The following is a 21,654-nucleotide window of genomic DNA, read 5'->3' as shown; positions in this document are numbered from 1 at the left end:
TGCCGGGAAAAGCGCCGACCAATAAACCCGGGGGCGAAAAAAAACGGACCAAAAGGTCCGTTTTTCTTTGGCTACCCGTTTCAGGGCATGAACGAATAAATGATCGCTGACAGTGCGATCAGACCGATCAGCACCACGAACAGATTCGACAGCTGGCCCGAATACTGGCGCAGCGATGGCACCCGCCGGATCGCGTACATCGGCATCAGGAACAGCAGGCAGGCGATCACCGGTCCGCCCAGGGTTTCGATCATGCCGAGGATGCTCGGGTTGAAGGTGGCCACGGCCCAGCAGGTGAGGACCATGAACAGAGCGGTGCAACGCTCCAGCCAGCGCGACGACAGGCTCCGGCCGCGGCTGCGCAGGCTTTTCACGATCAGCCCCTGGAAACCTTCGCTGGCGCCGATGTAGTGGCCGAGGAAGGATTTGGTGATGGCCACCAGCGCGATCAGCGGCGCCGCATAGGCGATCACCGGCGTCTGGAAGTGGTTGGCCAGGTACGACAGGATCGAGATGTTCTGCGCCTTGGCCGCGGCCAGGTCGGCCGGCGACAGGGCCAGCACGCAGCTGAAGCAGAAGAACATCACCGTCAGCACCATCATGCCGTGGGCCACGGCGAGGATGCCGCTGCTCTTGCCTTCGGCCTGGGCGCCGTAGTGGCGCTTCTGGTCGACGGCAAAGGCCGAGATGATCGGCGAATGGTTGAACGAGAACACCATCACCGGGATCGCCAGCCACAGGGTCTTGAGGAATAGCGGCATGGACATGCCGTCATTGGCCGAGGCGAAGAAGGCGCCGTTCCAGTTCGGGATCAGGCTGAGGGCCAGCAGCAACAGCGCGGCGACAAAGGGATAGACCAGCACGCTCATGGCCCGCACGATCACGCCCTGGCCGCAGCGCACGATGGCCATCAGGCCGAGGATCAGCACCAGCGACAGGATCGCCCGTGGCGGCGGGGTCATGTGCAGCTGGTGCTCCATGAAGCTGCCCAGGGTGTTGGTCAACGCCACGCTGTACACCAGCAGGATCGGGAAGATGGCGAAGAAGTAGAGCAGGGTGATCAGCTTGCCGGCGCCGATGCCGAAGTGCTCTTCCACCACCTCGGTGATGTCGCCGGAGCGCCCGGACAGCACGAAGCGGGTCAGCCCGCGGTGGGCGAAGAAGGTCATCGGGAAGGCCAGCAGCGCCAGCACGATCAGCGGCCAGAAGCCGCCGACCCCGGCGTTGATCGGCAGGAACAGGGTGCCGGCGCCGATGGCGGTGCCGTACAGGCCGAGCATCCAGGTGGTGTCGTGCTTGCTCCAGCCCTGGCTGGCGGTCGTGGTGTCGCGGGCAGTTTCTACAGCGGGGTTTTCGGCAGCGGGTGTTCGTACATCGGTCATCGGTATCGCCTCGTTATTATTTTTGCTCGGGCTCACGTGGGGCGGACGGTCAGGCCGTTTGAAAACGTAGCGAGCGAAGGCAAGACAAGGCAAAAACAGGCGAGGAAGCGGAGTGTAGGGACCTACATGAGCATTCCGAGCCTGTTTTTAACGCAGTATTGCCGAGCGCAGTAGTTTTCATACGGCCTGGGGGAATGCTCCTCAGCACTCCACCCAGCTCACGGCCAGGCCGCCCCGTGAAGTTTCTTTGTATTTGTCGTGCATGTCGGCGCCGGTATCGCGCATGGTGCGGATCACCCGGTCCAGGGAAATGAAGTGTTTACCGTCGCCGCGCAGGGCCATCTGGGTGGCGTTGATCGCCTTCACCGCGGCAATTGCGTTGCGCTCGATGCAAGGCACCTGCACTAGGCCGCCGACCGGGTCGCAGGTCAGGCCGAGGTTATGTTCCAGGCCGATTTCGGCGGCGTTTTCCAGTTGCTCCGGCGTCGCCCCGAGCACCTCGGCCAGGCCGGCGGCGGCCATGGCGCAGGCGGAGCCCACCTCGCCCTGGCAGCCGACTTCGGCGCCGGAGATCGAGGCGTTTTTCTTGCAGAGGATGCCCACCGCGGCGGCAGCGAGGAAGAAGTCGACCACGTCGTCGTCCGACGCTTCGGGGTTGAACTTCATGTAGTAATGCAGCACCGCCGGGATGATCCCCGCCGCGCCGTTGGTCGGTGCGGTGACCATGCGCCCGCCGGCGGCGTTTTCCTCGTTCACCGCCAGGGCGAACAGGTTGACCCACTCCATGGCCGACAGGGTCGAGCTGATGACGTTGGGTTTGCCGATTTCCAGCAGGTTGCGATGCAGCTTGGCCGCGCGGCGCGGCACATCCAGGCCGCCGGGCAGGGTGCCTTCGTGGCGCAGGCCCTGCTCGACGCATTCGCGCATCACCGCCCAGATGTGCAGCAGGCCGCTGCGGATTTCGGCATCGCTGCGCCAGGCCCGTTCGTTGGCCATCATCAGTTCCGAGACCCGCAACTGGTGCCGTTGGCACAGGGCCAGGAGTTCCACCGCGCTGTTGAAGTCGTAGGGCAGTTCGACGCCGTTGGCCACCGGGGCGCCTTCGGCCACTTCGGCTTCCTCGACGATAAAACCGCCGCCCACCGAGTAGTAGGTCTGCCGCCATAGCAGGCCGTCCGCAGCGAAGGCCGACAGCGACATGGCATTGGGGTGGTAGGGCAGGCTCTCGTCGAGCAGCAGCAGGTCGCGGTGCCAGTCGAAGGCGATGGTCGAGCGGCCGCCGAGGCTCAGCTCGCCGCTTTCGCGCAGTTGCTGGATGCGCGGGCCGATGCTGCGCGGGTCGATGCTGTCGGGCCATTCGCCCATCAGGCCCATGACGCAGGCGCGGTCGGTGGCATGGCCGACGCCGGTGGCGGACAGCGAGCCGTACAGACGGATTTCCACCCGCTGCACCTGCTCCTGCAACCCTTGCTCGAACAGCCCCTGGGCGAAGGTCGCGGCGGCGCGCATCGGGCCGACGGTGTGGGAACTGGACGGGCCGATACCAACTTTGAAGAGATCGAAAACACTGATAGCCATGCTAAAGCCTTACAAGCAATGGAAGAGAAATCGCTGCCATTTTTTGTAGGCCGAGCGTCAGGTCGGCGATACTGCCTAGCTCGGTCAAGACTGACCAACGAATTTTCCTAAGACAGCCTTTAGCAGGACTAAACGATGAGTCGTCAGTTTCATGCCCAGACCTACGTCTGGCTGCATGTGTTTTCCTGTGCCGCGCGGCACTTGTCGTTCACCCGTTGCGCGGAAGAACTGCACATCACCCCGGGGGCGGTCAGCCAGCAGATCCGCCTGCTGGAAGAGCGGCTCGGCTTTCGCCTGTTTCACCGGCGCGCCCGTGGGGTGGAACTGAGCGCCGAGGGTCAGCGGCTGGCGATCACGGTGAACGAGGCCTATGGCAGCATCGACGCCGAATTGCGCCGGCTGGATGCCGGGATGATCAGCGGCACCTTGCGCCTGCGCTCGATCCCGTCGTTTCTCGGCAAATGGCTGACCCCGCGTTTGCCCCGGCTGCAGCAGCGTTTTCCGGACATTCAGTTGCGGCTGGTGGCCGAGGACAGCAGCGTGGCCTTGCATGAAGGCGATTTCGACCTGGCCATCGACCTCAACGACGGCAGCTATCCGGGGCTGTTATCCACAGCCCTGCTGGATGAACAGATTTTTCCGGTCTGTGCCCCGGGCCTGTTGCGCGGGCGGCCGCCGTTGCACGGCCCGGCGGACCTGGTGCATTTCCCGTTGCTGCATGACATCACCGCCTGGCGCGGCAGCTATGAATACGCGGAGTGGGAGTTCTATCTGAATGCCATCGGCTTCGAGGGTGCGGATGTGCGGCGTGGGCACACCTTCAATCGCAACCACCTGACCATCGAGGCGGCGATCGCCGGGATGGGGGTGGCGATTGCCCGGCGTACTCTGCTTAACGACGAACTGGAGCGCGGCACCCTGATCGTGCCGTTCGGCCTCGCGGTGCCCAATCACAAACGTTATGTGCTGCTGTATGCGCCGGGTGCGCTGAGCCATCCGGGCGTGCGCGCGGTGCACGACTGGCTGGTGGAGGAGGCGGGGATTTTTCGCAGCCAGCACCCTCTGGGAGAGGGGCAGTTATGAGTGAAAAAGGCCAGGGACAGAGGCGACCCAACTCCCGACATTAACAGCGCTTTTGCTCCTTGTCCGGCTTTATTTGCGAATAGATATTTATCTTTTTTAAGGGCTTGAATTGTTCCGCGCTCTGCCCAACTCTGTAACCAAGAGGCCGCAAAAAGTACGCCCTCAGGGGCACGCGGTTCCTCTCGCGAGCTAGCTGAAATAAGGGAAGAACTATGCAAATCCAGGTCAATAGCGATAACCATATTCAAAGCAGCATCCGACTGGAGGAGTGGGTACGTACTACCATTGAGAGCACGCTCGAACGCTACGAGGAGGACCTGACCCGAGTCGAGGTTCACCTGCGGGACGAGAACGGCGACAAGCCCGGTCCCCACGATTTGCGCTGCCAACTGGAGGCGCGGCCAAAAGGCCATCAACCGATTTCCGTGACCCACAAAGCCGAATCCCTGGAACTGGCCATCGAAGGAGCGGCCACCAAGCTGGAGAATTCCCTGGAACACCTGTTCGGCCGGTTGCGCAACAAGCGCGCCGCGGCAGCGCCAAGCGCCCGCGAAGGCCAGGCCGACGCCTTGCTTGAAGAGGAATTCCTGGAAAACGAACAGGCCGCGCTCAATAGCTGACGGCTGATTTCTCCACAGACAGGGCCTGCAATTGCAGGCCCTTTTTTGTGCGCCACGTTTCTGTAGGAGCGAGCGGCCGGCGATCCGGCTTGCCAGCGATGAAGGCGGCGCGGTGTGTCAGGCCGGACGCTATCGCGAGCAAGCTTCGCTCCTACTGCCAGGCGGTGGCTGTGGATCAGAACGCCACGGAGGTCTGTACGTACAGGGTCCGCGGTTCGCCCACGTACTTGCCTTTGTTGTTGTCGTCGAACGAACGGGTGAAGTACTGGTGGTTGAAGATGTTCTTCACCCCGACCGCCACGCTCAGGTCCGACAGTTGCGGGCCGAAGTCGTAGGCGGCGCGGCTGCTGAACAGCATGTAGCCGGGAATCCGCCCGGTGCTGCCGTCGGCGCTTTCGGCGGAGGTGTTGGCATTGTCGGCGAACTGGCTGCTCTGGTAGCTGCTGTCGAAGTTCAGCTTCCACGGGCCTTCGGTATAACCGATGCCGAGGGTGCCCTTGTGCTTGGACGAGAACGGTACGCGGTTGCCCTTGTTCGGCCCGTCTTCCCGAATGGTGGCGTCGACGTAGGCGTAGGTGGCGTACAGATCAAAACCGGCCAGCGCCGGGCTCAGGCCGTCCAGTGCGTAATTGATGCTGGTCTCGATGCCCTGGTGGCGGGTTTCGCCACGGGCGATCACCGAGTCGTTGGTCTGGTTGCTGTCGTACTGGTTGTCGAAGTTGATCAGGAACGCGCCGATTTCCGCTCGCAGGGCGCCGTCGTCATAGCGGGTGCCCAGTTCCCAGGTGCGGGCCTTCTCCGGTTTCACTTCACCGCTGCTCACGCGGTTGGGCATCTGGCTGTACTGCACGCTGCCGAACGAACCCTCGGTGTTGGCGTAGAGGTTCCAGCTGTCGGTCAAGTGGTACATCACGTTCAGCGCCGGCAGTGCGGTGTTGTAGTCGCCCTTGTATTTGACGTTGGTCAGGTTGTTGGTCTGCTGGGACTCGATCATCTCGTAGCGGATGCCCGGGGTGAGGGTCCACTTGCCGATGTCGATGCGGTCGTCGACGAAGAATGCATTGGCCTCGGTGCCGCCGCGGGTATCGCGGTCGTTGCGGCTGCTGGTGCTCGGCAGTTGCTGGTTGGCGCTGATCGGCGTGCGGTAGCGCAACTCGTGGCCGGCCTCGTTGACGTAGCGGTAGCCGATGCCCAGCTCATGGCTGGTCGGCCCCAGGTCGAAGCCCTGGGCGAAGCGGGTTTCGACGCCGCGCACCCAGTATTCGCGTGGCGACAGCGACAGGAAGCTGCCCTGGTCCAGGTAGCCGCTGCGCAGGGTCTTGGTGAAGAAGCTGTTGACGGTGAATTCGCGACGATCTTCCTGGTAGCGATAACCGAAGTTGATCAGCGTGCGGCGGCCCCAGAATTTGTCGTACGGGCGGGTCGACTGATAGGGATCGGCCTTGTAGTCGGCGACGTTCAGGCCGCCGGGCATGTCGGCCTCGCCCTCGTAGTACTGGGCCATGGCGTTGAAGCTGTTGGCGTCGTCGAGTTGGTAATGGCCCTTGAGGATCAGGTCGTCGATTTGCGTGTCGCTGTGTTCGCGCCAGTCGCCGCCACGGGTGCCGGAGTACAGCAGGGCGCCGCCCAGGCCGTTGTCGGCGGTGCCGCCGGCCAGCAGGTTGCCGGTGGTCTTGAAACCGTCGTGGCTGGAGGACGGGCTGGTCTCGGTCTGGAAGCCGCCCTTGACCGTGGGCGCATCGGGGATGGCGCGGGTCACGAAGTTGACGATGCCGCCGACGTTCTGCGGCCCGTAACGCACCGCGCCACCGCCACGCACCACATCCACCGCGTCCATGTTGCCCATGCTGACCGGGGCGAAGGACAGCTGCGGCTGGCCATAGGGCGCGAAGGGCACCGGAATGCCGTCCATCAGGACCGTGGAGCGCGAGGCCAGGCGCGGGTTGAGCCCGCGAATGCCGAAGTTCAGCGCCATGTCGTGGCTGCCGGTGCCGTTGTTTTCCGGGGCGTTGACCCCGGGGATGCGGTTGAGCACATCGCGGGCCTGGGTCGCGCCCTGGCGTTCGAATTCTTCGCGGCGGATCACGTCCCGCGCACCCGGGTGTTCGAAGACGTTGCTCTGCGCCGCGTCGCCCAGCCAGTCGCCGACCACGCTGGAGGCGCCCAGTTCCAGGGCCGCCGGTTCGCCTTCGGCGCTCACCGGTTGCAGGCTGAAGGCATTGTTGCCTTCGGCGCGGGCTTGCAGGCCGGTGCCCTTGAGCAAGGCATTCAGACCTTCTTCGGTGGTGTAGCGGCCTTCCAGGCCCTGGCTCTGCATGCCGCGGGTGACCTGGGAGCCGAAGGAAATCAGCACCCCGGCTTCACGGCCGAACTGGTTCAGGGCGTTTTCCAGCGACGCCGCCGCGATGTGGTAATCGCGCGTCGGGCCGTCGGCGGCGATGGCCAGCGGCAGGGCGGAAAAGCTCAGGCTGGCGCCCAGCAGCAACTGGCGCAGGGTACGGGCAAGGGGCGTAAGGCGAGTGGGGCGCTGGGGCATGGACATCGATCCTGAGAAGGTTGCAGTCAAGGGGGCTTTCCTTCTCTGTCACGCGAGTGCTGGAAAACGGCTCACACAAAATGAAAAAAAATCTGCGCGTCGGAAAAAACCTTGAATCGACGCTGATTTGTAGCCGCTGCCGCAGGCTGCGATCGGCCCCGAAGGGGACGTGCTCTTGAGGTCCTCGAAGGCCCTTCGGGCCTTATCGCAGCCTGCGGCAGCGGCTACAGGTTCAGGCGCGGGCCTCGACCGTGACCCAATAACGGGTGAAGCGCCGGACCTTCACCGGCAGGCTGATTTCCAGCAGGTCGAGGATCCGTTCGCTGTCGTCCAGTGGGTAACTGCCGGAGATCAGCAGGTCGGCGACCCGTGGATCGCAGTTGAGCTGGCCGCGACGGTAGCGGCCCAATTCGTCGAGGAAGTCCGCCAGGCGCATATGGGCGGCCACCAGCATGCCCTCGCTCCAGGCGCCGCTGCTGGCGTCCAGCGGCCGCGGGTTGTCCCAGGCGCTGCGGGTGAAGCTCAATTGTTGCCCCTTGCTTACCTGCAATGGCGCTGCCGAATAATCCGACGGGCTGAGGCTGACGTTGCCCTCGAACACCGCCAGCTGGGTGCGCTGGCTGAACTGGCGCAGGTTCAAGCGTGCGCCTTGCGGGCGCAGCAGGCCGTGGGTGCTCTGTATCAACAGCGGCCGGCTATCGGCCGCGACGGTCAGCAGGATCTCCCCGGCCAACAGCCGGATCAGCCGTTGCTGGCCATCGAAACTCACGTCCACCGCGCTGTCGGTATTGAGCTGCAGCTGGCTGCCATCGCTCAGTTGCAGCGTGCGCCGCTGGCCCACCGGGCTACGGTAGTCGGCCATCAGCGGGGTCAGCGGATTGTGTTCGCGCAAGCCCCAGGCCGCGGCGGAACCGGCGCCGAGGATCAGCAACAGCTTCAGCGCCTGGCGCCGGCTGGAGGATTTCGGCGCGTTGAGCGCGGCATGGGCCAGGGGCGAAGACAGGCCGCGCAGTCGCTGGTTGACCCGCTGGATATGTTCCCAGGCCCGTTGATGTTCGCTGTGGGCGTCGTGCCACTGCTGCCAGGCCAGTTGCTGGCGCGGGCTGAGCGGCCCCGCCTGCATTTCGAGCAGCCAGTGCACGGCCTGTTCGGCGACCTGGGCGCCGATGTCCGGTGGGCGGGGGAGTGCAGCGTTCACAGGGCGAAGTAGCAGCGCAGGGCTGCCTTATGCAGGTGGCGCTTGACCGTGGCGATGGAAATCCCCAGCTCGCGGGCGATCTCGCCGTGTTTCAGGCCATCGACCTGGGCCAGCAGGAACGCGCGTTTCACCAGGCGCGGCAAACCGTCGAGCAACTGGTCCAGCTCCATCAAGGTCTGCAGGATGATCGCCTTGTCCTCCTCGGACGGCGCCAGCAGTTCCGACATCTGCGCCAGCGTGTCGAGGTAGGCCCGTTCCAGGTCCTGGCGCCGGTAGTGGTTGCACAGCACCCGTTTGGCGATGGTGGTGAGGAACGCCCGTGGCTCGACGATCGACGGCGTTTCCCGGGCGCTGAGGACCCGCATGAAAGTGTCCTGGGCCAGGTCGGCGGCGCTGTCGGGGCAGCCGAGCCGACGCCGCAACCAGCCGTTCAGCCAGCTGTGATGGGCGTGATAGAGGACTTCGACGGTAGAGGAGTGAGCCAAGCCGAACGCTCCGGCAGCATGAAAATGCTTAAGAGAACAAGAATTGTTCGCATTGTAGTGGCCTGACATGGCATTGGGCAATCAACCCGGACCGACGGAAGAGCCCTCGGTGGATTGGTGTTTTTTGCACATGAGAATATTTATCATTAATATTGCGCCGACTTGAGCTCGCGTGAGGTATTTGCCAATGCCGGGCTGTCCTGGTTTCAAGGTCGAAACATGAAAAGCAAAGTTGCTGCGATCCCTTTTTCCTATCGTCTGGCCGTGATTTCGCGGGTGCTGGCCGCGGTGTTTGGCGGTTACCTGCTGGCGGCGCTGTCCAGCATTTGCCTGACCCTGCTGCTCCCTGTGTCCCGCGCTGATGCGGTATTCGGCGGCATGATGGCGTCCTTCCTGTTCTACCTGGTGGCGGTGCTCTGGTGCTTTGCCTGCCGCACGGTCTGGCAGGCCTGGTTCGGGCTGCTGCTGCCAGTGCTGGTGTTGGCGGCGATTTCTGCGTTGGCGTATTGGATGAATCTCTCATGAAGGAGGGATTTCGCCAGTCCATGGCCTGGTTGCACACTTGGGTCGGACTGGTATTCGGCTGGCTGCTGCTGGCGATTTTCCTGACCGGCACCCTGGCCTATTTCAAGGATGAAATCAGCCATTGGATGCAGCCCGAAGTGCCGTCGCGCTCGGTCAGCAACGAGACCAGCGTGATCCTCGCCCAGAGCTACTTGCAGCAGCACGCCCAGGGCGCCTCGCGCTGGTTCATCAACCTGCCCGATGCCCGCGAGCCGGTGTTGTCGGTGATGTGGCAATTTCCGGGCAAGCCCGGCGAGCGCGGCGCCTTCACCCAGAAACTGCTGGACCCGGCCACCGGCGCCGAGCTGCAGGTCCGCGATACCCGCGGCGGCGAATTCTTCTACCGCTTCCATTTCCAGTTGCAGATGCCCTATCCCTGGGGCCGCTGGCTGTCCACCGCGGCAGCCATGCTGATGTTCGTCGCCTTGATCAGCGGCATCATCATCCACAAGAAAATCTTCAAGGACTTCTTCACCTTCCGCCCTCGCAAGGGCCAGCGCTCCTGGCTCGACGGGCACAACGCGGTGGGTGTGCTGGTATTGCCGTTCCACCTGATGATCACCTACAGCAGCCTGGTGATCTTCATGTCGATGGTCATGCCGGCGAGCATCCTGGCCACCTACGGCGAAGACAGCCGGGCACTGTTCAATGAGGCGTTTCCCGCCACCAGCAACGCACCGGCCGCGGGCCGGCCGGCGCCGCTGGTGCAGCTCGAACCGCTGTTGCAGCAGGCCCGCGAGCAGTGGCCGGGCGGCCGCGTGGGGCGTATCACAGTGAATAATCCCGGGGATGCCAATGCCTCGGTGAATGTCATGCGCCACGGTGGCGACCAGGTGGTTCGCGATTTTGGCAGTGCGGTTTCGTTCGACGGCGTCAGTGGCAAGCTGCTGCAGGTTGCCCCGCCGCAGTCGCCGATCGTTGCTATCCGAGGCGGTTTCTATGGGCTGCACATGGGCCTCTTCGCCGGGCCGCTGCTGCGCTGGCTGTACTTTATCTGCGGCCTGGCCGCCACCGCGATGATCGGCACCGGGCTGGTGATCTGGCTCGGCAAGCGCCAGCTCAAGCATGCCAAGAGCGGCGTGACGCCCTTCGAGTTGCGGCTGGTGGAAGTGCTGAACATCGCCAGCATGTCCGGCCTGGTGCTGGCCGTCGCCGCCTTCTTCTGGGCCAACCGCCTATTGCCGGTGAGCTTCGCCGGGCGGGCGGACTGGGAAGTGAACAGCTTCTTTATCGTCTGGGGCCTGAGCCTGCTGCACGCCGCGCTACGTCGCGGGCGCAAGGCCTGGGTCGAGCAGTTGGGCGCGGCGGCGTTGCTGCTGGCCAGTGTGCCGCTGCTCGATGCGCTGACGGTGCCCGATGTGCTGGATGGTTTCCTGGTGCACGGCGACTGGGTCCGGGCCGGGTTCGACCTGACCTGTCTGGCGGCGGGGCTGTTCCTGGCCTGGGCGGCCTGGAAGATGTCGCGTCCTGCCGTCTATCCCTCTGCTGCCGTCCGCTCGCGACGGGCCGCCCTTGAAACCGAGGTGAACTGAATGCTCCTGGCGCTGCTGCTGTGTTACCCCGGTTTTGCCGGGTTGTGCCTGTCGATGGACCGTCACCACGCCGAACTCCTGGGCTACAAACCCACGGCCCGGCGCCGCAGTGGCCTGCGCCTCGGCGGCTGGTTGCTGCTGGCCGGCTCGCTGTGGGCGGCGATCGCGGCGGCCGGTTGGGCTTTCGGCCTGGTGCAGTGGTGCGCGGCCTTGATGCTCAGCGCCTTGTCGCTGGTGCTGTTGTTGCCCTATCAGCCGCGCCTGGCGCTGCTGGCGGCCGGGCTGGGGTTGCTGGTCAGTCCGCTGGCCGCGTTGGCGCAATGAGCGCTGCGCAACGTCCGGCCTGAGGTGTCGGCTGCGATTGTTCGTTGACACGTGCCCCTCGCCAATCGTTATCTGGGCGCCCGCCACAGCCGCAAGGCTGTCGGCGGTGGGTTCGAGGTCATCAAGGAAATACCTTTCTCATGGGTTCAGTACATCGTTTTTACACTCGCGGGCTGGGGTTGTTCCTGGCCTTGTCGCTGGCGGCTTGCGCCAGCCATCCCGGCGCCCGGTACGCCGCCAACCTGGATCAGGTCCTGGCCGACCCGGCGCTCCAGGGCGCCACGGTATCGCTGATGGTGCGCGACGCCGAGAGCGGTGCGGCCTTGTATCAGCACAACCCCGACAGCCGCCTGATCCCGGCTTCGAGCCTCAAGCTGCTGACCACCGCCGCCGCGCTGGACGTCCTCGGCCCCGACTACCGTTTCGCCACCGAGGTGCTGGGCGACGGCGCGCAACAGGGCGAACGGCTGCAGGGCAATCTCTACCTGCGCGGCTCCGGCGATCCGAGCATGCAGCTCGCGGACTACCGTGAGCTGGCGGCGGCGGTGGCGCGTACCGGCATTCGTCAGGTCGCGGGTGACCTGGTGCTCGACGACACCGCCTTCGATGACCAGCGGCTCGGTGTCGACTGGGCCAGCGACGATGAAAGCCTGTATTACGCGGCGCAGATTTCCGCGCTCAATATCTCCCCAAACGACGACTTCGACGCCGGCAGCGTACTGGTTGCGGTAACCGCACCGACGGTGCCGGGAGCGCCGCTGGCGGTTCGCGTCAGCCCGGAAAACCGGCTGATGGGCCTGCGTAACCAGGGGCGGGTCGGGGCGGCGGACAGCCTGCAGGTCGGCCGTGAGCATGGCAGCAATCTGCTGCTGGTCAGCGGCGCCTTGCCGCCGGGGCAGTCGCGGCGCAACTGGGTCAGCGTGTGGGAGCCGACCCGCCTGGTGGCGGACGTGTTCCAGCAGGCCCTGGCCGAGCAGGGCGTGACGGTGCAGGGCCAGGTGCGCCTCGGCCAGCCCACGGCACCCGCCGCCCGGGTGCTGGCCAGCCACTCGTCGATGCCGCTGGCGGGCCTGATCACACCCTTGCTCAAGCTGTCGAACAACAACATGTCCGAAGTGCTGCTCAAGGCCATGGGCCGCAAGACCGCCAATGCCGGCACCGCCGCTGCCGGGGTGGCGGCCATCGAGGCTTTCCTGCGACGTCAGGGCCTGAGCCCGCAGGGGCTGGTGCAGGTGGACGGTTCCGGGCTGTCGCGGCGCAACCAGATTTCCAGCCAGAGCCTCAGCGAGCTGTTGCTGGTGGCGCGCAAGCAGCCCTGGTTCGCCACCTGGTACGCGGCGCTGCCGGTGGCCGGCGATGCCCAGCGCATGACCGGCGGCACCCTGCGTTATCGCCTGCAAGGCACCGGGGCTGTGGATAACCTGCACGCCAAGACCGGCTCGATGCAGGGCGTGTCGTCGCTGTCCGGTTACTTGCGCGCGGCCGATGGCCGCCGGTTGGTGCTGGTGATGCTGTCGAACAACTACCGCGCCGACGGCGCGCAGATCAAGGCCCTGGAAGACCGAGTGACGCAGGTGCTGCTGCAATAAGGCTGGGGCCGGGTTTGCCTGACACATCGCCATCGCGAGCAAGCTTCGCTCCTACAGAAGCAGCGTTCATTTTCTGTAGGAGAAGCTTGCTCGCGATAAAGGCGACGCGGTGTAACTGACGGTTGCGCTCAGCCGAGAAACGCCTGGCGATATTCCCCGGGCGTGCCGCCCAGGGCTTGGCGAAAACGGTTGGTGAAGTGGCTGGCGCTGGCGAAGCCGCAGGCCAGGGCAATCTCGCCCAGGGGCAGGCGGGTGCCGCGCAACAGGTCGCGGGCATGCTTCAGGCGTCGCGCCAGCAGGTATTGATGGGGCGGCAGGCCGAAGCTTGCGCGGAACATCCGCGCGAAGTGGTATTCCGACAAGGCGCAGCGCGCGGCCAGTTGCCCCAGGCTGATCGGTTCGGCCAACTGGCTGTCGATGTATTCCACCAGTTGCCGACGCTGATGCGCCGCCAGCCCACCCTTGAGGCGCAGGCCCTGGCGCTGGCCGACCTGGGTCAGCAGGGCGTGGCTGAGCATCTCGTGGGCCAGGCTGCTGGTCAGCAGGCGCTCGCCGGGTTCGTCCCAGTTCATCCGGATCAGTTGCCGAAAGCGCCTGGCCTGCTGCGGGTCGTCGAGGAAGGTGGTTTCCTGCAATTGCAGCTCGCGGGGTTCGCGGTCCAGCAGGGTCACGCAGCCCAGGGCGAATTGCTCAGGGCTGAAATACAGGTGGGCCAGGCGGATCCCGCCGTTGATCACCCAGGCTGACTGGTGCTCGGCGGGCAGGATGCACAGCTTGTCCGGGCCGCCCTTGGTCCCCGGCTGGCCGCGGCGAAAGGTCCCGGTGCCGCCGGCGATGTAGCACGACAAGGTGTGATGGCTCGGCGCTTCGTAGTCCTGGGCGTCGTGATGGTTGCTCCACAAGGCTGCGGCCAGGCCGTCACCGAGCTCGGCGCTGTGCTCCAGGCGAGCATTGGGCGAGCGGTTCAGGGCTTGAAAGACTTGCAGGGTTTCCAGTGCGGGCATGGCGGTCAGGTCTGAAATTGAACGGCATTCTGTAGCCGCTGCCGATAGGCTGCGATAAGGCCGAAGGCCTTCAGCGATCTCAAGAGCACGTCTCCTGCGGAGCCGATCGCAGCCTGTCGGCAGCGGCTACACGATGTTTTGCATCCTACTCCGTGGGCGGTGCGCTGCCAGCCCGGCAACCGACAAAAGCGCAAGTTTATGCAAGCGCCCGGGCACGCGATGGCCTGAGACTGGGTTGCCCTGCACAGGAGTCCCGCGCCATGAACCTCTCGCTTTATCTGCTCACCGTCCTGATCTGGGGCACCACCTGGATCGCCCTCAAGTGGCAGCTGGGGGTGGTGGCGATTCCGGTGTCCATCGTCTATCGCTTCGCCCTGGCGGCCCTGGTGCTGTTCGTCATGTTGCTGCTCAGCCGCAAGCTGCAGGCGATGAACCGCCGCGGACACCTGATCTGCCTGGCCCAGGGGCTGTGCCTGTTCTGTATCAACTTCATGTGTTTCCTGCACGCCAGCCAGTGGATTCCCAGCGGCCTGGTGGCGGTGGTGTTTTCCACGGCGACCCTGTGGAACGCCCTGAATGCCCGGGTGTTCTTTGCCCAGAAGATCGCCCGCAACGTGCTGCTGGGCGGGGCGTTGGGGCTGCTGGGGCTGGGCCTGCTGTTCTGGCCGGAGCTGGCCGGCCATAGCGCCAGCCCGCAAACCCTGCTCGGCCTGGGGCTGGCGCTGTTGGGCACCCTGTGTTTCTCGGCGGGCAACATGCTGTCCAGCCTGCAACAGAAAGCCGGCCTCAGGCCGCTGACCACCAACGCCTGGGGCATGGCCTATGGCGCGGCGATGCTGGCGGGCTATTGCCTGGTCAAGGGCATCCCTTTCGATATGGAGTGGAACGCGCGCTACATCGGCTCCTTGCTGTATCTGGTGATCCCGGGTTCGGTGATCGGCTTCACCGCCTACCTGACCCTGGTCGGCCGCATGGGCCCGGAGCGGGCGGCCTACTGCACCGTGCTGTTCCCGGTGGTGGCGCTGAATGTCTCGGCCTTCGCCGAAGGTTACCAGTGGACCGCCCCGGCGCTGGCCGGGCTGGTCCTGGTGATGCTGGGCAACGTGCTGGTGTTCCGCAAGCCCAGACTTGTGCCTGCACCTGCATCCGGATTTGAATCTGTAGCCGCTGCCGAGCCTGCGAGGCTGCGAACGGCGGCGCAGCCGTCGCAAAACCAGGCGACCTGATTCTGCAGGTCTATCGCTGAAGGTCCTGCGGACCTTTTCGCAGCCTCGCAGGCTCGGCAGCGGCTACAGGGGGGCAGGCGGCCACAGGTGGTGATAGGCAGTGGTATCAGCCTTTCCACACCTGCGGGTTGACCAGGTCCTGCGGGCGTTCGCCGAGCAGGGCGCTGCGCAGGTTGGCCAGGGCGCGGTTGGCCATGGCGTCGCGGGTTTCATGGGTGGCCGAGCCGATGTGCGGCAGGGTCACGGCGTTTTTCAGCTGGAACAGCGGCGACTCGGCCAGCGGCTCCTTCTCGTAGACGTCCAGGCCGGCGCCGCGAATCGTGCCGTTCTGCAGGGCTTCGATCAGCGCCGGCTCATCCACCACCGGGCCGCGGGAGATGTTTACCAGGATCGCGCTTGGCTTCATCAGCGCCAGTTCGCGGTGGCTGATCAGGTGCCGGGTCTTTTCGCTCAACGGCACCACCAGGCAGACGAAATCCGCTTCGGCCAGCAATTGCTCGAGGCTGCGGAACTGCGCGCCCAGCTCCTGTTCCAACGCGGCCTTGCGGCTGTTGCCGCTGTAGATCACCGGCATATTGAAGCCCAGGCGACCGCGTCGGGCGATGGCCGCGCCGATGTTACCCATGCCGACAATCCCCAGGGTCTTGCCATGCACATCGCAACCGAACAGCGGCGCGCCGACGCTGGCCTGCCATTGCCCGGCCTTGGTCCAGGCGTCCAGTTCGGCGACGCGCCGGGCGCTGCTCATCAGCAGGGCGAAGGCCAGGTCGGCGGTGCTTTCGGTGAGCACGTCCGGGGTGTTGGTGAGCATGATCCCGCGTTCGTTGAAGTAGGCCAGGTCATAGTTGTCGTAGCCCACCGAGACGCTGGAGATCACTTCCAGCCGGCTGGCGTTTTCCAGCTGCGCACGGCCCAGCTTGCGACCGACGCCGATCAGGCCGTGGGCGTGGGGCAGGGCTTCGTTGAATTGCGCGCCGATATCGCCCAGCTTGGGGTTGGGCACTATCACCTCGAAGTCCTGGCGCAGGCGCTCGATCATGTCTGGGGTGATGCGGCTGAAGGCAAGTACGGTCTTTTTCATCGCGGGAAAGCTCGTCAGGCAGAGGAGAATGCCAAGCAAGCTAACATTCTCGACGGGCTTTTTGTAGCGGCTGCGGCAGGCCGTGGGGGCGAGAAGGTTCTGGGAATGTAGCCGCTGCCGAAGGCTGCGATCGGCTCCTCAGGAGACGTGCTCTTGAGATCGCCGAAGGCCTTCGGCCTTATCGCAGCCTGCGGCAGCGGCTACAGGGATGGGGGAAGCATGACAAAGCCCCGAAGGGCTTGGCTCATGGGGCCAGGCGCACGCCGCTGAGGCCGCCGCTCAGTTCATAGGCCGTCAGCTCCGCCTGATGGGCGGCGAGAATCTCCGGCAGGGTGTTGCGCAGGTACTCGACCCAGGTCTTGATCTTGGCGTCCAGGTACTGGCGCGACGGGTAGATGGCGTACAGGTTCAGTTCCTGGGAGCGGTACTTGGGCATGACCCGTACCAGGGTGCCGTTACGCAGGCCTTCGATGGCCGCGTACACCGGCAACACGCCCAGGCCCATGCCGCTGGTGATCGCGGTTTTCAGCGCGTCGGCGGAGTTCACCAGGAACGGCGAGCCGTTGAGGGTGACCCCTTCCTGGCCCTCGGGGCCGTCGAACAGCCATTTGTCCAGGGCGATCACCGGGCTCACCAGGCGCAGGCAGGCATGGTTCGACAGGTCGCTGGGGCTGTTCGGGCAGCCATTGGCTTTCACGTAGGCCGGCGAGGCGCAGACGATGCTGTAGGTGATGCCCAGGCGCTGGGAGACGAAACCCGAGTCCGGCAGCTCGCTGGCCAGCACGATGGACACGTCGTAACCCTCGTCCAGCAGGTCCGGCACGCGGTTGGCCAGGGTCAGGTCGAAGGTCACGTCCGGGTGCGACTTGCGGTACCGGGCGATGGCGTCGATCACATAGTGCTGGCCGATGCCGGTCATGGTGTGCACTTTCAACTGCCCGGACGGCCGCGCGTGGGCATCGCTGGCCTCGGCCTCGGCTTCTTCGACGTAGGCCAGGATCTGCTCGCAGCGCAGCAGGTAGCGCTTGCCGGCCTCCGTGAGCGCGATGCGGCGAGTGGTGCGGTTGAGCAAGCGGGTTTGCAGATGGGCCTCCAGATTGGAGACCGCGCGCGAGACATTCGCCGTGGTGGTGTCGAGCTGGACGGCGGCGGCGGTGAAGCTGCCGGCTTCGGCGACACAGCTGAAGGCACGCATGTTTTGCAAAGTGTCCATGGGGTGCTCTCTGGGGAGATGGCAAATTGTGACACGAAGTAACAGATTGTTGGCTATTGCACCAAGGGATTATCGCGCGAACGGTAATAAAGATTCACAGGAATCCCAGCTTATCGCCGTAAAGCCCGCCGCCTAGAATTGCGCCGATCTGTAGGGGCCGGCTGCCGGAGCCCGTGCGATGCGGTGGGTCAGTGACACCGTCTCGCGAGCAAGCTCGCTCCTACAGGGATCCGCCTTCTCCCTATTTCAGGAATTCGCAGCAGTGCCGCGTCGCATCAGCAGAGAGCTGAAGACTCTCAGTGTTTGGGCTTTATCGTTAGCAATCAGCGGCTGCATCGGAACCGGGGGCATTGCCCCACAGGGCAAGGCACTACCGGCCAATACACTGGCCACCGACGAGGCGATCCAGAGCGCCGCGCGTGACGCCCGCTGGCCCGCCGCCCAATGGTGGCAGGCCTATGGCGATGCGCAGCTGAACCACTGGGTGAGCCTGGCCGTGCAGGGCAGCCCGAGCATGGCCATGGCCGCCGCCCGGGTGCGCCAGGCGCGTGCCATGGCCGGCATCGCCGAGTCGGCCGAGTCGCTGCAGATCAAGGGCGACGCCACCCTCAAGCGCCACAACTGGCCCACCGATCAGTTCTATGGCCCGGGCGAACTGGCCAACAGCACCACCTGGGACAACAACGCTGCGCTCGGCTTCAGCTACGCCCTCGACCTCTGGGGCCGGGAAAGCAATGCCAGCGAGCGTGCCGTGGACCTGGCGCACATGAGCGCCGCTGAGGCGCGCCTGGCCCAGCTGGAACTGCAGAACAATGTCGTGCGCGCCTATATCCAGCTGTCGCTGCAATACGCCCAGCGCGACATCGTCCTCGCCACCCTGAAGCAGCAGGAACAGATTCTCGAACTGGCGCAAAAGCGCCTGGCCGGCGGCATCGGCACCCACTTCGAAGTCAGCCAGGCGCAGACTCCGCTGCCGGAAACCCATCGCCAGCTGGACGCCCTGGACGAAGAAATCGCCCTGGGCCGCAACCAGATCGCCGCCCTGGCCGGCAAGGGGCCGGGGGCGGGCGCGCAGTTGCAACGGCCGAGCCTGTCCCTGGCCGCGCCGCTGAAACTGCCGTCGGCCCTGCCCGCCGAACTGCTTGGCCAGCGCCCGGACGTGGTCGCCAGCCGCTGGCAGGTGGCGGCCCAGGCCCGCGGCATCGATGTCGCCCACGCCGGCTTCTACCCCAACGTCGACCTGGTGGGCAGCCTCGGCTACATGGCCACCGGCGGCGGGGCGCTGGAGTTCCTCACCGGCAAGAAGCTCAACTACAACGTCGGCCCGGCCATCAGCCTGCCGATCTTCGACGGCGGCCGCCTGCGCGCCGAGCTGGGCGAGGCCGCGGCCGGTTATGACATCGCCGTGGCCCATTACAACCAGACCCTGGTCAACGCCCTGAAGAACATCTCCGACCAGTTGATCCGCCGCGAGTCCATGGACAAGCAGGCCGAGTTCGCCGCCGAGTCGGTGGCGTCGGCGCAGAAGACCTACGACATCGCCATGGTCGCCTTCCAGCGCGGCCTCACCGACTACCTCAATGTGCTCAATGCCCAGGGCATGCTGTTCCACCAGCAGCAGATCCAGCAGCAGGTCCAGGCCGCGCGCCTGAGCGCCCATGCCGAGCTGGTGACGGCCCTGGGCGGCGGCCTGGAGGCGGGGCGCGATGTGCCCGAGGACAGCCGGACCCAACCGAGCAAGACCCCGGCGGCGCTGGCTGTCTTTGACCATTAAAAGCTGACCATTAAAAGCTGACCATTAAAAGCCGACCACCAAGTGCTGATCACTGAGTAAGATCCGATGACTCCCTTGCCTGCTCCCTTGCGCTGGCTGTACTCCCTTGAATGGCGCCGGGGTTTCTTCGACTGGGCACGCAGCGACGGCGTGACCTGGGTCTATATCTTCAAGGTCCTGGCCGCCGCGTTCCTCACCCTGTGGCTGGCCATGCGCCTGGAGCTGCCGCAACCGCGCACGGCGATGATCACTGTGTTCATCGTCATGCAGCCGCAGAGCGGCCAGGTGTTCGCCAAGAGCTTCTATCGGTTTCTCGGCACCCTGGCCGGGTCGGCGGTGATGGTGGCGTTGATCGCCCTGTTCGCCCAGAACACCGAACTGTTCCTCGGTTCGCTGGCGATCTGGGTCGGCATCTGCTCGGCCGGCGCCGCGCGTTATCGCAACTTCCGCGCCTACGGCTTCGTGCTGGCCGGCTACACCGCGGCAATGGTCGGCTTGCCGGCCCTGGCCCATCCGGACGGGGCCTTTATGGCGGCGGTATGGCGGGTGCTGGAAATCTCCCTGGGGATTCTCTGCTCGACCCTGGTCAGCGCCGCGATCCTGCCGCAGACCGCCAGCGCGGCGATGCGCAACGCCTTGTACCAGCGCTTCGGGGTGTTCGCCCTGTTCGTCACCGACGGTTTGCGCGGCCGCAGCCAGCGCGACGCGTTCGAGAGCGGCAACGTGCGTTTCATCGCCGAGGCGGTGGGCCTGGAAGGCCTGCGCAGCGTCACCGTCTTCGAAGACCCGCACATGCGTCGGCGCAACGGTCGCCTGAGCCGTTTGAACAGCGAGTTCATGGGCATCACCACCCGTTTCAACGCCCTGCACCAGTTGCTCGAACGCTTGCGCAACAGTGCCGCCGAGTATGTGCTGGCGGCGACCAAACCGGGGTTGCAGGACCTCGCCGAACTGCTGGACGGTTTCTCCGGCCGCGCCCTGACCAGCCCCGATGCCGCGCGCCTGGCCGAGCAACTGGCGAGCTACAAGGCCGAGTTGCCGGCGCGGGTGCGCAGCATGCGCGCGCTGTTCCAGGAGCACGAGCCGAGCGATGCCGAGCAGCTGGATTTCCACACCGCCTATGAGCTGCTCTATCGCTTCGTCGACGAGCTGCACAGCTATGCCCAGACCCACGCGTCCCTGGCCGAACACAGCCATGAACGCGAGCGCTGGGACGAGCCCTTCACCCCGCAGACCAACTGGCTGGCCTCGGCCGCCTCGGGCATCCGTGCTTCGTTCATCCTGATCGTGCTCGGCAGCTACTGGGTCGCCACCGCCTGGCCCAGCGGCGCCACCATGACCCTGATCGCGGCGGCCACCGTCGGCCTCTCGGCCGCTACGCCGAACCCGAAACGCATGGCCTTCCAGATGGCCTGCGGCACCTTGATCGGGGCCGTGGTCGGCTTCGTCGAGATGTTCTTCGTGTTCCCCTGGATCGACGGTTTTCCACTGCTGTGCGTGATGCTGGCGCCGGTGATCGTGCTCGGTTCGTTCCTCGCTTCACGCCCGCAGTACGCCGGGGTCGGCCTGGGGCTGCTGATTTTCTTCAGCACCGGTTCGGTGCCGGACAACCTGACCGTCTACAACCCCTACGCCTTCATCAACGACTACATTGCCATGGTCATGGGCATGCTGGTCTGCGCCGCCGCCGGGGCGATCATCCTGCCGCCCAACAGCCGCTGGCTGTGGCGCCGCCTGGAGCAGGACCTGCGCGGCCAGGTGGTGTACGCCATCAGCGGCAAGCTCAAGGGCCTGGCGTCGAGCTTCGAAAGCCGCACCCGCGACCTGCTGCACCAGGCCTATGGCCTGGCGGCGGGGCAGCCACAGGTGCAGCGCGAGCTGCTGCGCTGGATGTTCGTGGTGCTGGAGGTGGGCCACGCCATCATCGAGCTGCGCAAGGAGCAGGCGATCCTCCCGGTGCACCCGGCCTACGCCGAATCCCAGCCGTGGCGCCAGGCGATCCGGGTCATGGGCCGTTCGCTGGTGCGGCTGTTCCTGCAACCGGGCCAGAGCAACCTTGCGCGCGCGCTGGTCGCGGTCGATCACGCGATCGGCCGGGTCCAGGCCAGCGACGAACCCTTCGCCCCGCACTTCGATACTTCGGTCTTGCGCCGGGTGAAGAGCTACCTGCACTTCATCCGCAGCTCATTGCTCGACCCGCAATCGCCGCTGGCCGCCTATGCCGCGCCGCCAGCCGTACAGGCCCCGCCCCAAGGACTTGAACATGCCTCGTGAAATCGCCTTCCACGGCGTGTACATGCCGACCATGACCCTGATGTTCTTCATTGCCGCGGCCCTGGCCTGGGCCCTGGACCGCTTCATCTCGGGTTATGACCTGTACCGTTTTTTCTGGCACCCGGCGCTGCTGCGCCTGAGCCTGTTCTGTTGTCTGTTCGGCGCCATGGCGCTGACTGTCTACCGTTGAG

Annotated in this window: 18 protein-coding genes; 10 read left to right on the top strand and 8 right to left on the bottom strand. The window is 65.2% G+C overall.

Annotation, left to right across the window (positions count from 1 at the left end):
• Window positions 1-80: 80 nt before the first annotated feature.
• Window positions 81-1,382 (bottom strand): serine/threonine transporter, encoded by a 1,302-nt coding sequence (locus BMY68_RS20495; RefSeq protein WP_053259686.1) that lies wholly within the window; start codon window positions 1,380-1,382, stop codon window positions 81-83.
• A gap of 201 nt (window positions 1,383-1,583) precedes the next feature.
• On the bottom strand, window positions 1,584-2,960 hold the full coding sequence (locus BMY68_RS20490) for an L-serine ammonia-lyase (RefSeq protein WP_085529865.1): 1,377 nt from the start codon (window positions 2,958-2,960) through the stop codon (window positions 1,584-1,586).
• 135 nt (window positions 2,961-3,095) lie between these two features.
• Here BMY68_RS20490 and BMY68_RS20485 point away from each other — a divergent pair, with 135 nt between their 5' ends.
• Entirely contained in the window at window positions 3,096-4,043 is a 948-nt protein-coding gene (locus BMY68_RS20485) for a LysR substrate-binding domain-containing protein (RefSeq protein WP_023969654.1), read from the top strand.
• A gap of 212 nt (window positions 4,044-4,255) precedes the next feature.
• The gene (locus BMY68_RS20480; RefSeq protein WP_007932409.1) at window positions 4,256-4,663 is read left to right on the top strand and encodes an HPF/RaiA family ribosome-associated protein; all 408 of its coding nucleotides are present in this window, start codon (window positions 4,256-4,258) and stop codon (window positions 4,661-4,663) included.
• 175 nt (window positions 4,664-4,838) lie between these two features.
• On the opposite strand, the gene fecA is transcribed toward BMY68_RS20480, so the two are convergent.
• From fecA to BMY68_RS20465, 3 genes are all read right to left on the bottom strand, one after another.
• Window positions 4,839-7,199, bottom strand: a complete 2,361-nt coding sequence (gene fecA / locus BMY68_RS20475) for a TonB-dependent Fe(3+) dicitrate receptor FecA (RefSeq protein WP_085529866.1) — start codon at window positions 7,197-7,199, stop codon at window positions 4,839-4,841.
• Window positions 7,200-7,431: 232 nt separating this feature from the next.
• Window positions 7,432-8,397, bottom strand: a complete 966-nt coding sequence (locus BMY68_RS20470; protein ID WP_085529867.1) for a FecR domain-containing protein — start codon at window positions 8,395-8,397, stop codon at window positions 7,432-7,434.
• Window positions 8,394-8,882: a sigma-70 family RNA polymerase sigma factor gene (locus BMY68_RS20465; protein WP_085529868.1), complete on the bottom strand. Its 489-nt coding sequence runs from the start codon at window positions 8,880-8,882 to the stop codon at window positions 8,394-8,396. The genes BMY68_RS20470 and BMY68_RS20465 overlap by 4 nt, the downstream gene beginning before the upstream one ends.
• Before the next feature lie 219 nt (window positions 8,883-9,101).
• On the opposite strand from BMY68_RS20465, the gene BMY68_RS20460 reads away from it, so the two are divergent.
• The 4 genes from BMY68_RS20460 to dacB all read left to right on the top strand — a co-directional run bounded on the left by BMY68_RS20460 (window position 9,102) and on the right by dacB (window position 12,891).
• Complete coding sequence (locus BMY68_RS20460; protein ID WP_085530492.1) at window positions 9,102-9,407, top strand: DUF3649 domain-containing protein; 306 nt, start codon at window positions 9,102-9,104, stop codon at window positions 9,405-9,407.
• A complete protein-coding gene (locus tag BMY68_RS20455; RefSeq protein ID WP_085529869.1) occupies window positions 9,404-10,978 on the top strand; it encodes a PepSY-associated TM helix domain-containing protein in 1,575 nt (524 codons plus the stop codon). Before BMY68_RS20460 ends, BMY68_RS20455 begins: the two co-directional genes overlap by 4 nt.
• On the top strand, window positions 10,979-11,302 hold the full coding sequence (locus tag BMY68_RS20450) for a DUF3325 domain-containing protein (RefSeq protein WP_007929380.1): 324 nt from the start codon (window positions 10,979-10,981) through the stop codon (window positions 11,300-11,302).
• Between the two features lie 140 nt (window positions 11,303-11,442).
• Window positions 11,443-12,891: a D-alanyl-D-alanine carboxypeptidase/D-alanyl-D-alanine endopeptidase gene (gene dacB / locus BMY68_RS20445; RefSeq protein ID WP_085529870.1), complete on the top strand. Its 1,449-nt coding sequence runs from the start codon at window positions 11,443-11,445 to the stop codon at window positions 12,889-12,891.
• Window positions 12,892-13,019: 128 nt separating this feature from the next.
• On the opposite strand, the gene BMY68_RS20440 is transcribed toward dacB, so the two are convergent.
• Complete coding sequence (locus BMY68_RS20440; protein WP_009042248.1) at window positions 13,020-13,895, bottom strand: helix-turn-helix domain-containing protein; 876 nt, start codon at window positions 13,893-13,895, stop codon at window positions 13,020-13,022.
• A gap of 260 nt (window positions 13,896-14,155) precedes the next feature.
• Between BMY68_RS20440 and BMY68_RS20435 the strand changes: the two genes are divergently transcribed.
• A complete protein-coding gene (locus BMY68_RS20435; protein ID WP_085529871.1) occupies window positions 14,156-15,121 on the top strand; it encodes a DMT family transporter in 966 nt (321 codons plus the stop codon).
• Window positions 15,122-15,227: 106 nt separating this feature from the next.
• On the opposite strand, the gene BMY68_RS20430 is transcribed toward BMY68_RS20435, so the two are convergent.
• Together BMY68_RS20430 and BMY68_RS20425 are read right to left on the bottom strand one after the other, a co-directional pair.
• Window positions 15,228-16,202 carry a 2-hydroxyacid dehydrogenase gene (locus BMY68_RS20430; protein ID WP_085529872.1) on the bottom strand — a complete coding sequence of 325 codons (975 nt, stop codon included), beginning with the start codon at window positions 16,200-16,202 and terminating at the stop codon, window positions 15,228-15,230.
• A gap of 244 nt (window positions 16,203-16,446) precedes the next feature.
• Window positions 16,447-17,415: a LysR family transcriptional regulator gene (locus BMY68_RS20425; protein ID WP_009042251.1), complete on the bottom strand. Its 969-nt coding sequence runs from the start codon at window positions 17,413-17,415 to the stop codon at window positions 16,447-16,449.
• A 262-nt stretch (window positions 17,416-17,677) separates the two neighbouring features.
• On the opposite strand from BMY68_RS20425, the gene BMY68_RS20420 reads away from it, so the two are divergent.
• The 3 genes from BMY68_RS20420 (at window position 17,678) to BMY68_RS20410 (ending at window position 21,653) form a co-directional block, all read left to right on the top strand.
• Window positions 17,678-19,189, top strand: coding sequence for an efflux transporter outer membrane subunit (locus BMY68_RS20420; protein ID WP_062823622.1), 1,512 nt, complete (start codon window positions 17,678-17,680; stop codon window positions 19,187-19,189).
• 66 nt (window positions 19,190-19,255) lie between these two features.
• Complete coding sequence (locus tag BMY68_RS20415) at window positions 19,256-21,463, top strand: FUSC family protein (protein WP_085529873.1); 2,208 nt, start codon at window positions 19,256-19,258, stop codon at window positions 21,461-21,463.
• Window positions 21,453-21,653 (top strand): DUF1656 domain-containing protein, encoded by a 201-nt coding sequence (locus tag BMY68_RS20410; RefSeq protein ID WP_007930063.1) that lies wholly within the window; start codon window positions 21,453-21,455, stop codon window positions 21,651-21,653. The genes BMY68_RS20415 and BMY68_RS20410 overlap by 11 nt, the downstream gene beginning before the upstream one ends.
• The last annotated feature ends 1 nt before the right edge of the window (window position 21,654 follow it).

Source organism: Pseudomonas sp. NFACC41-3, from assembly GCF_900109505.1.
GTDB lineage: Bacteria > Pseudomonadota > Gammaproteobacteria > Pseudomonadales > Pseudomonadaceae > Aquipseudomonas > Aquipseudomonas chlororaphis.
Note: the sequence above shows the minus strand (reverse complement) of the source record. Positions and strands in the feature narration are given on the sequence as shown.

What these genes read in the sequence shown, in the direction of transcription:
- BMY68_RS20495 (WP_053259686.1), bottom strand. Translation starts at nt 1,382, where the DNA reads ATGACCGATGTACGAACACCCGCTGCCGAAAACCCCGCTGTAGAAACT.
- BMY68_RS20490 (WP_085529865.1), bottom strand. Translation starts at nt 2,960, where the DNA reads ATGGCTATCAGTGTTTTCGATCTCTTCAAAGTTGGTATCGGCCCGTCC.
- BMY68_RS20485 (WP_023969654.1), top strand. Translation starts at nt 3,096, where the DNA reads ATGAGTCGTCAGTTTCATGCCCAGACCTACGTCTGGCTGCATGTGTTT.
- BMY68_RS20480 (WP_007932409.1), top strand. Translation starts at nt 4,256, where the DNA reads ATGCAAATCCAGGTCAATAGCGATAACCATATTCAAAGCAGCATCCGA.
- fecA (WP_085529866.1), bottom strand. Translation starts at nt 7,199, where the DNA reads ATGCCCCAGCGCCCCACTCGCCTTACGCCCCTTGCCCGTACCCTGCGC.
- BMY68_RS20460 (WP_085530492.1), top strand. Translation starts at nt 9,102, where the DNA reads ATGAAAAGCAAAGTTGCTGCGATCCCTTTTTCCTATCGTCTGGCCGTG.
- BMY68_RS20455 (WP_085529869.1), top strand. Translation starts at nt 9,404, where the DNA reads ATGAAGGAGGGATTTCGCCAGTCCATGGCCTGGTTGCACACTTGGGTC.
- BMY68_RS20450 (WP_007929380.1), top strand. Translation starts at nt 10,979, where the DNA reads ATGCTCCTGGCGCTGCTGCTGTGTTACCCCGGTTTTGCCGGGTTGTGC.
- dacB (WP_085529870.1), top strand. Translation starts at nt 11,443, where the DNA reads ATGGGTTCAGTACATCGTTTTTACACTCGCGGGCTGGGGTTGTTCCTG.
- BMY68_RS20440 (WP_009042248.1), bottom strand. Translation starts at nt 13,895, where the DNA reads ATGCCCGCACTGGAAACCCTGCAAGTCTTTCAAGCCCTGAACCGCTCG.
- BMY68_RS20435 (WP_085529871.1), top strand. Translation starts at nt 14,156, where the DNA reads ATGAACCTCTCGCTTTATCTGCTCACCGTCCTGATCTGGGGCACCACC.
- BMY68_RS20430 (WP_085529872.1), bottom strand. Translation starts at nt 16,202, where the DNA reads ATGAAAAAGACCGTACTTGCCTTCAGCCGCATCACCCCAGACATGATC.
- BMY68_RS20425 (WP_009042251.1), bottom strand. Translation starts at nt 17,415, where the DNA reads ATGGACACTTTGCAAAACATGCGTGCCTTCAGCTGTGTCGCCGAAGCC.
- BMY68_RS20415 (WP_085529873.1), top strand. Translation starts at nt 19,256, where the DNA reads ATGACTCCCTTGCCTGCTCCCTTGCGCTGGCTGTACTCCCTTGAATGG.
- BMY68_RS20410 (WP_007930063.1), top strand. Translation starts at nt 21,453, where the DNA reads ATGCCTCGTGAAATCGCCTTCCACGGCGTGTACATGCCGACCATGACC.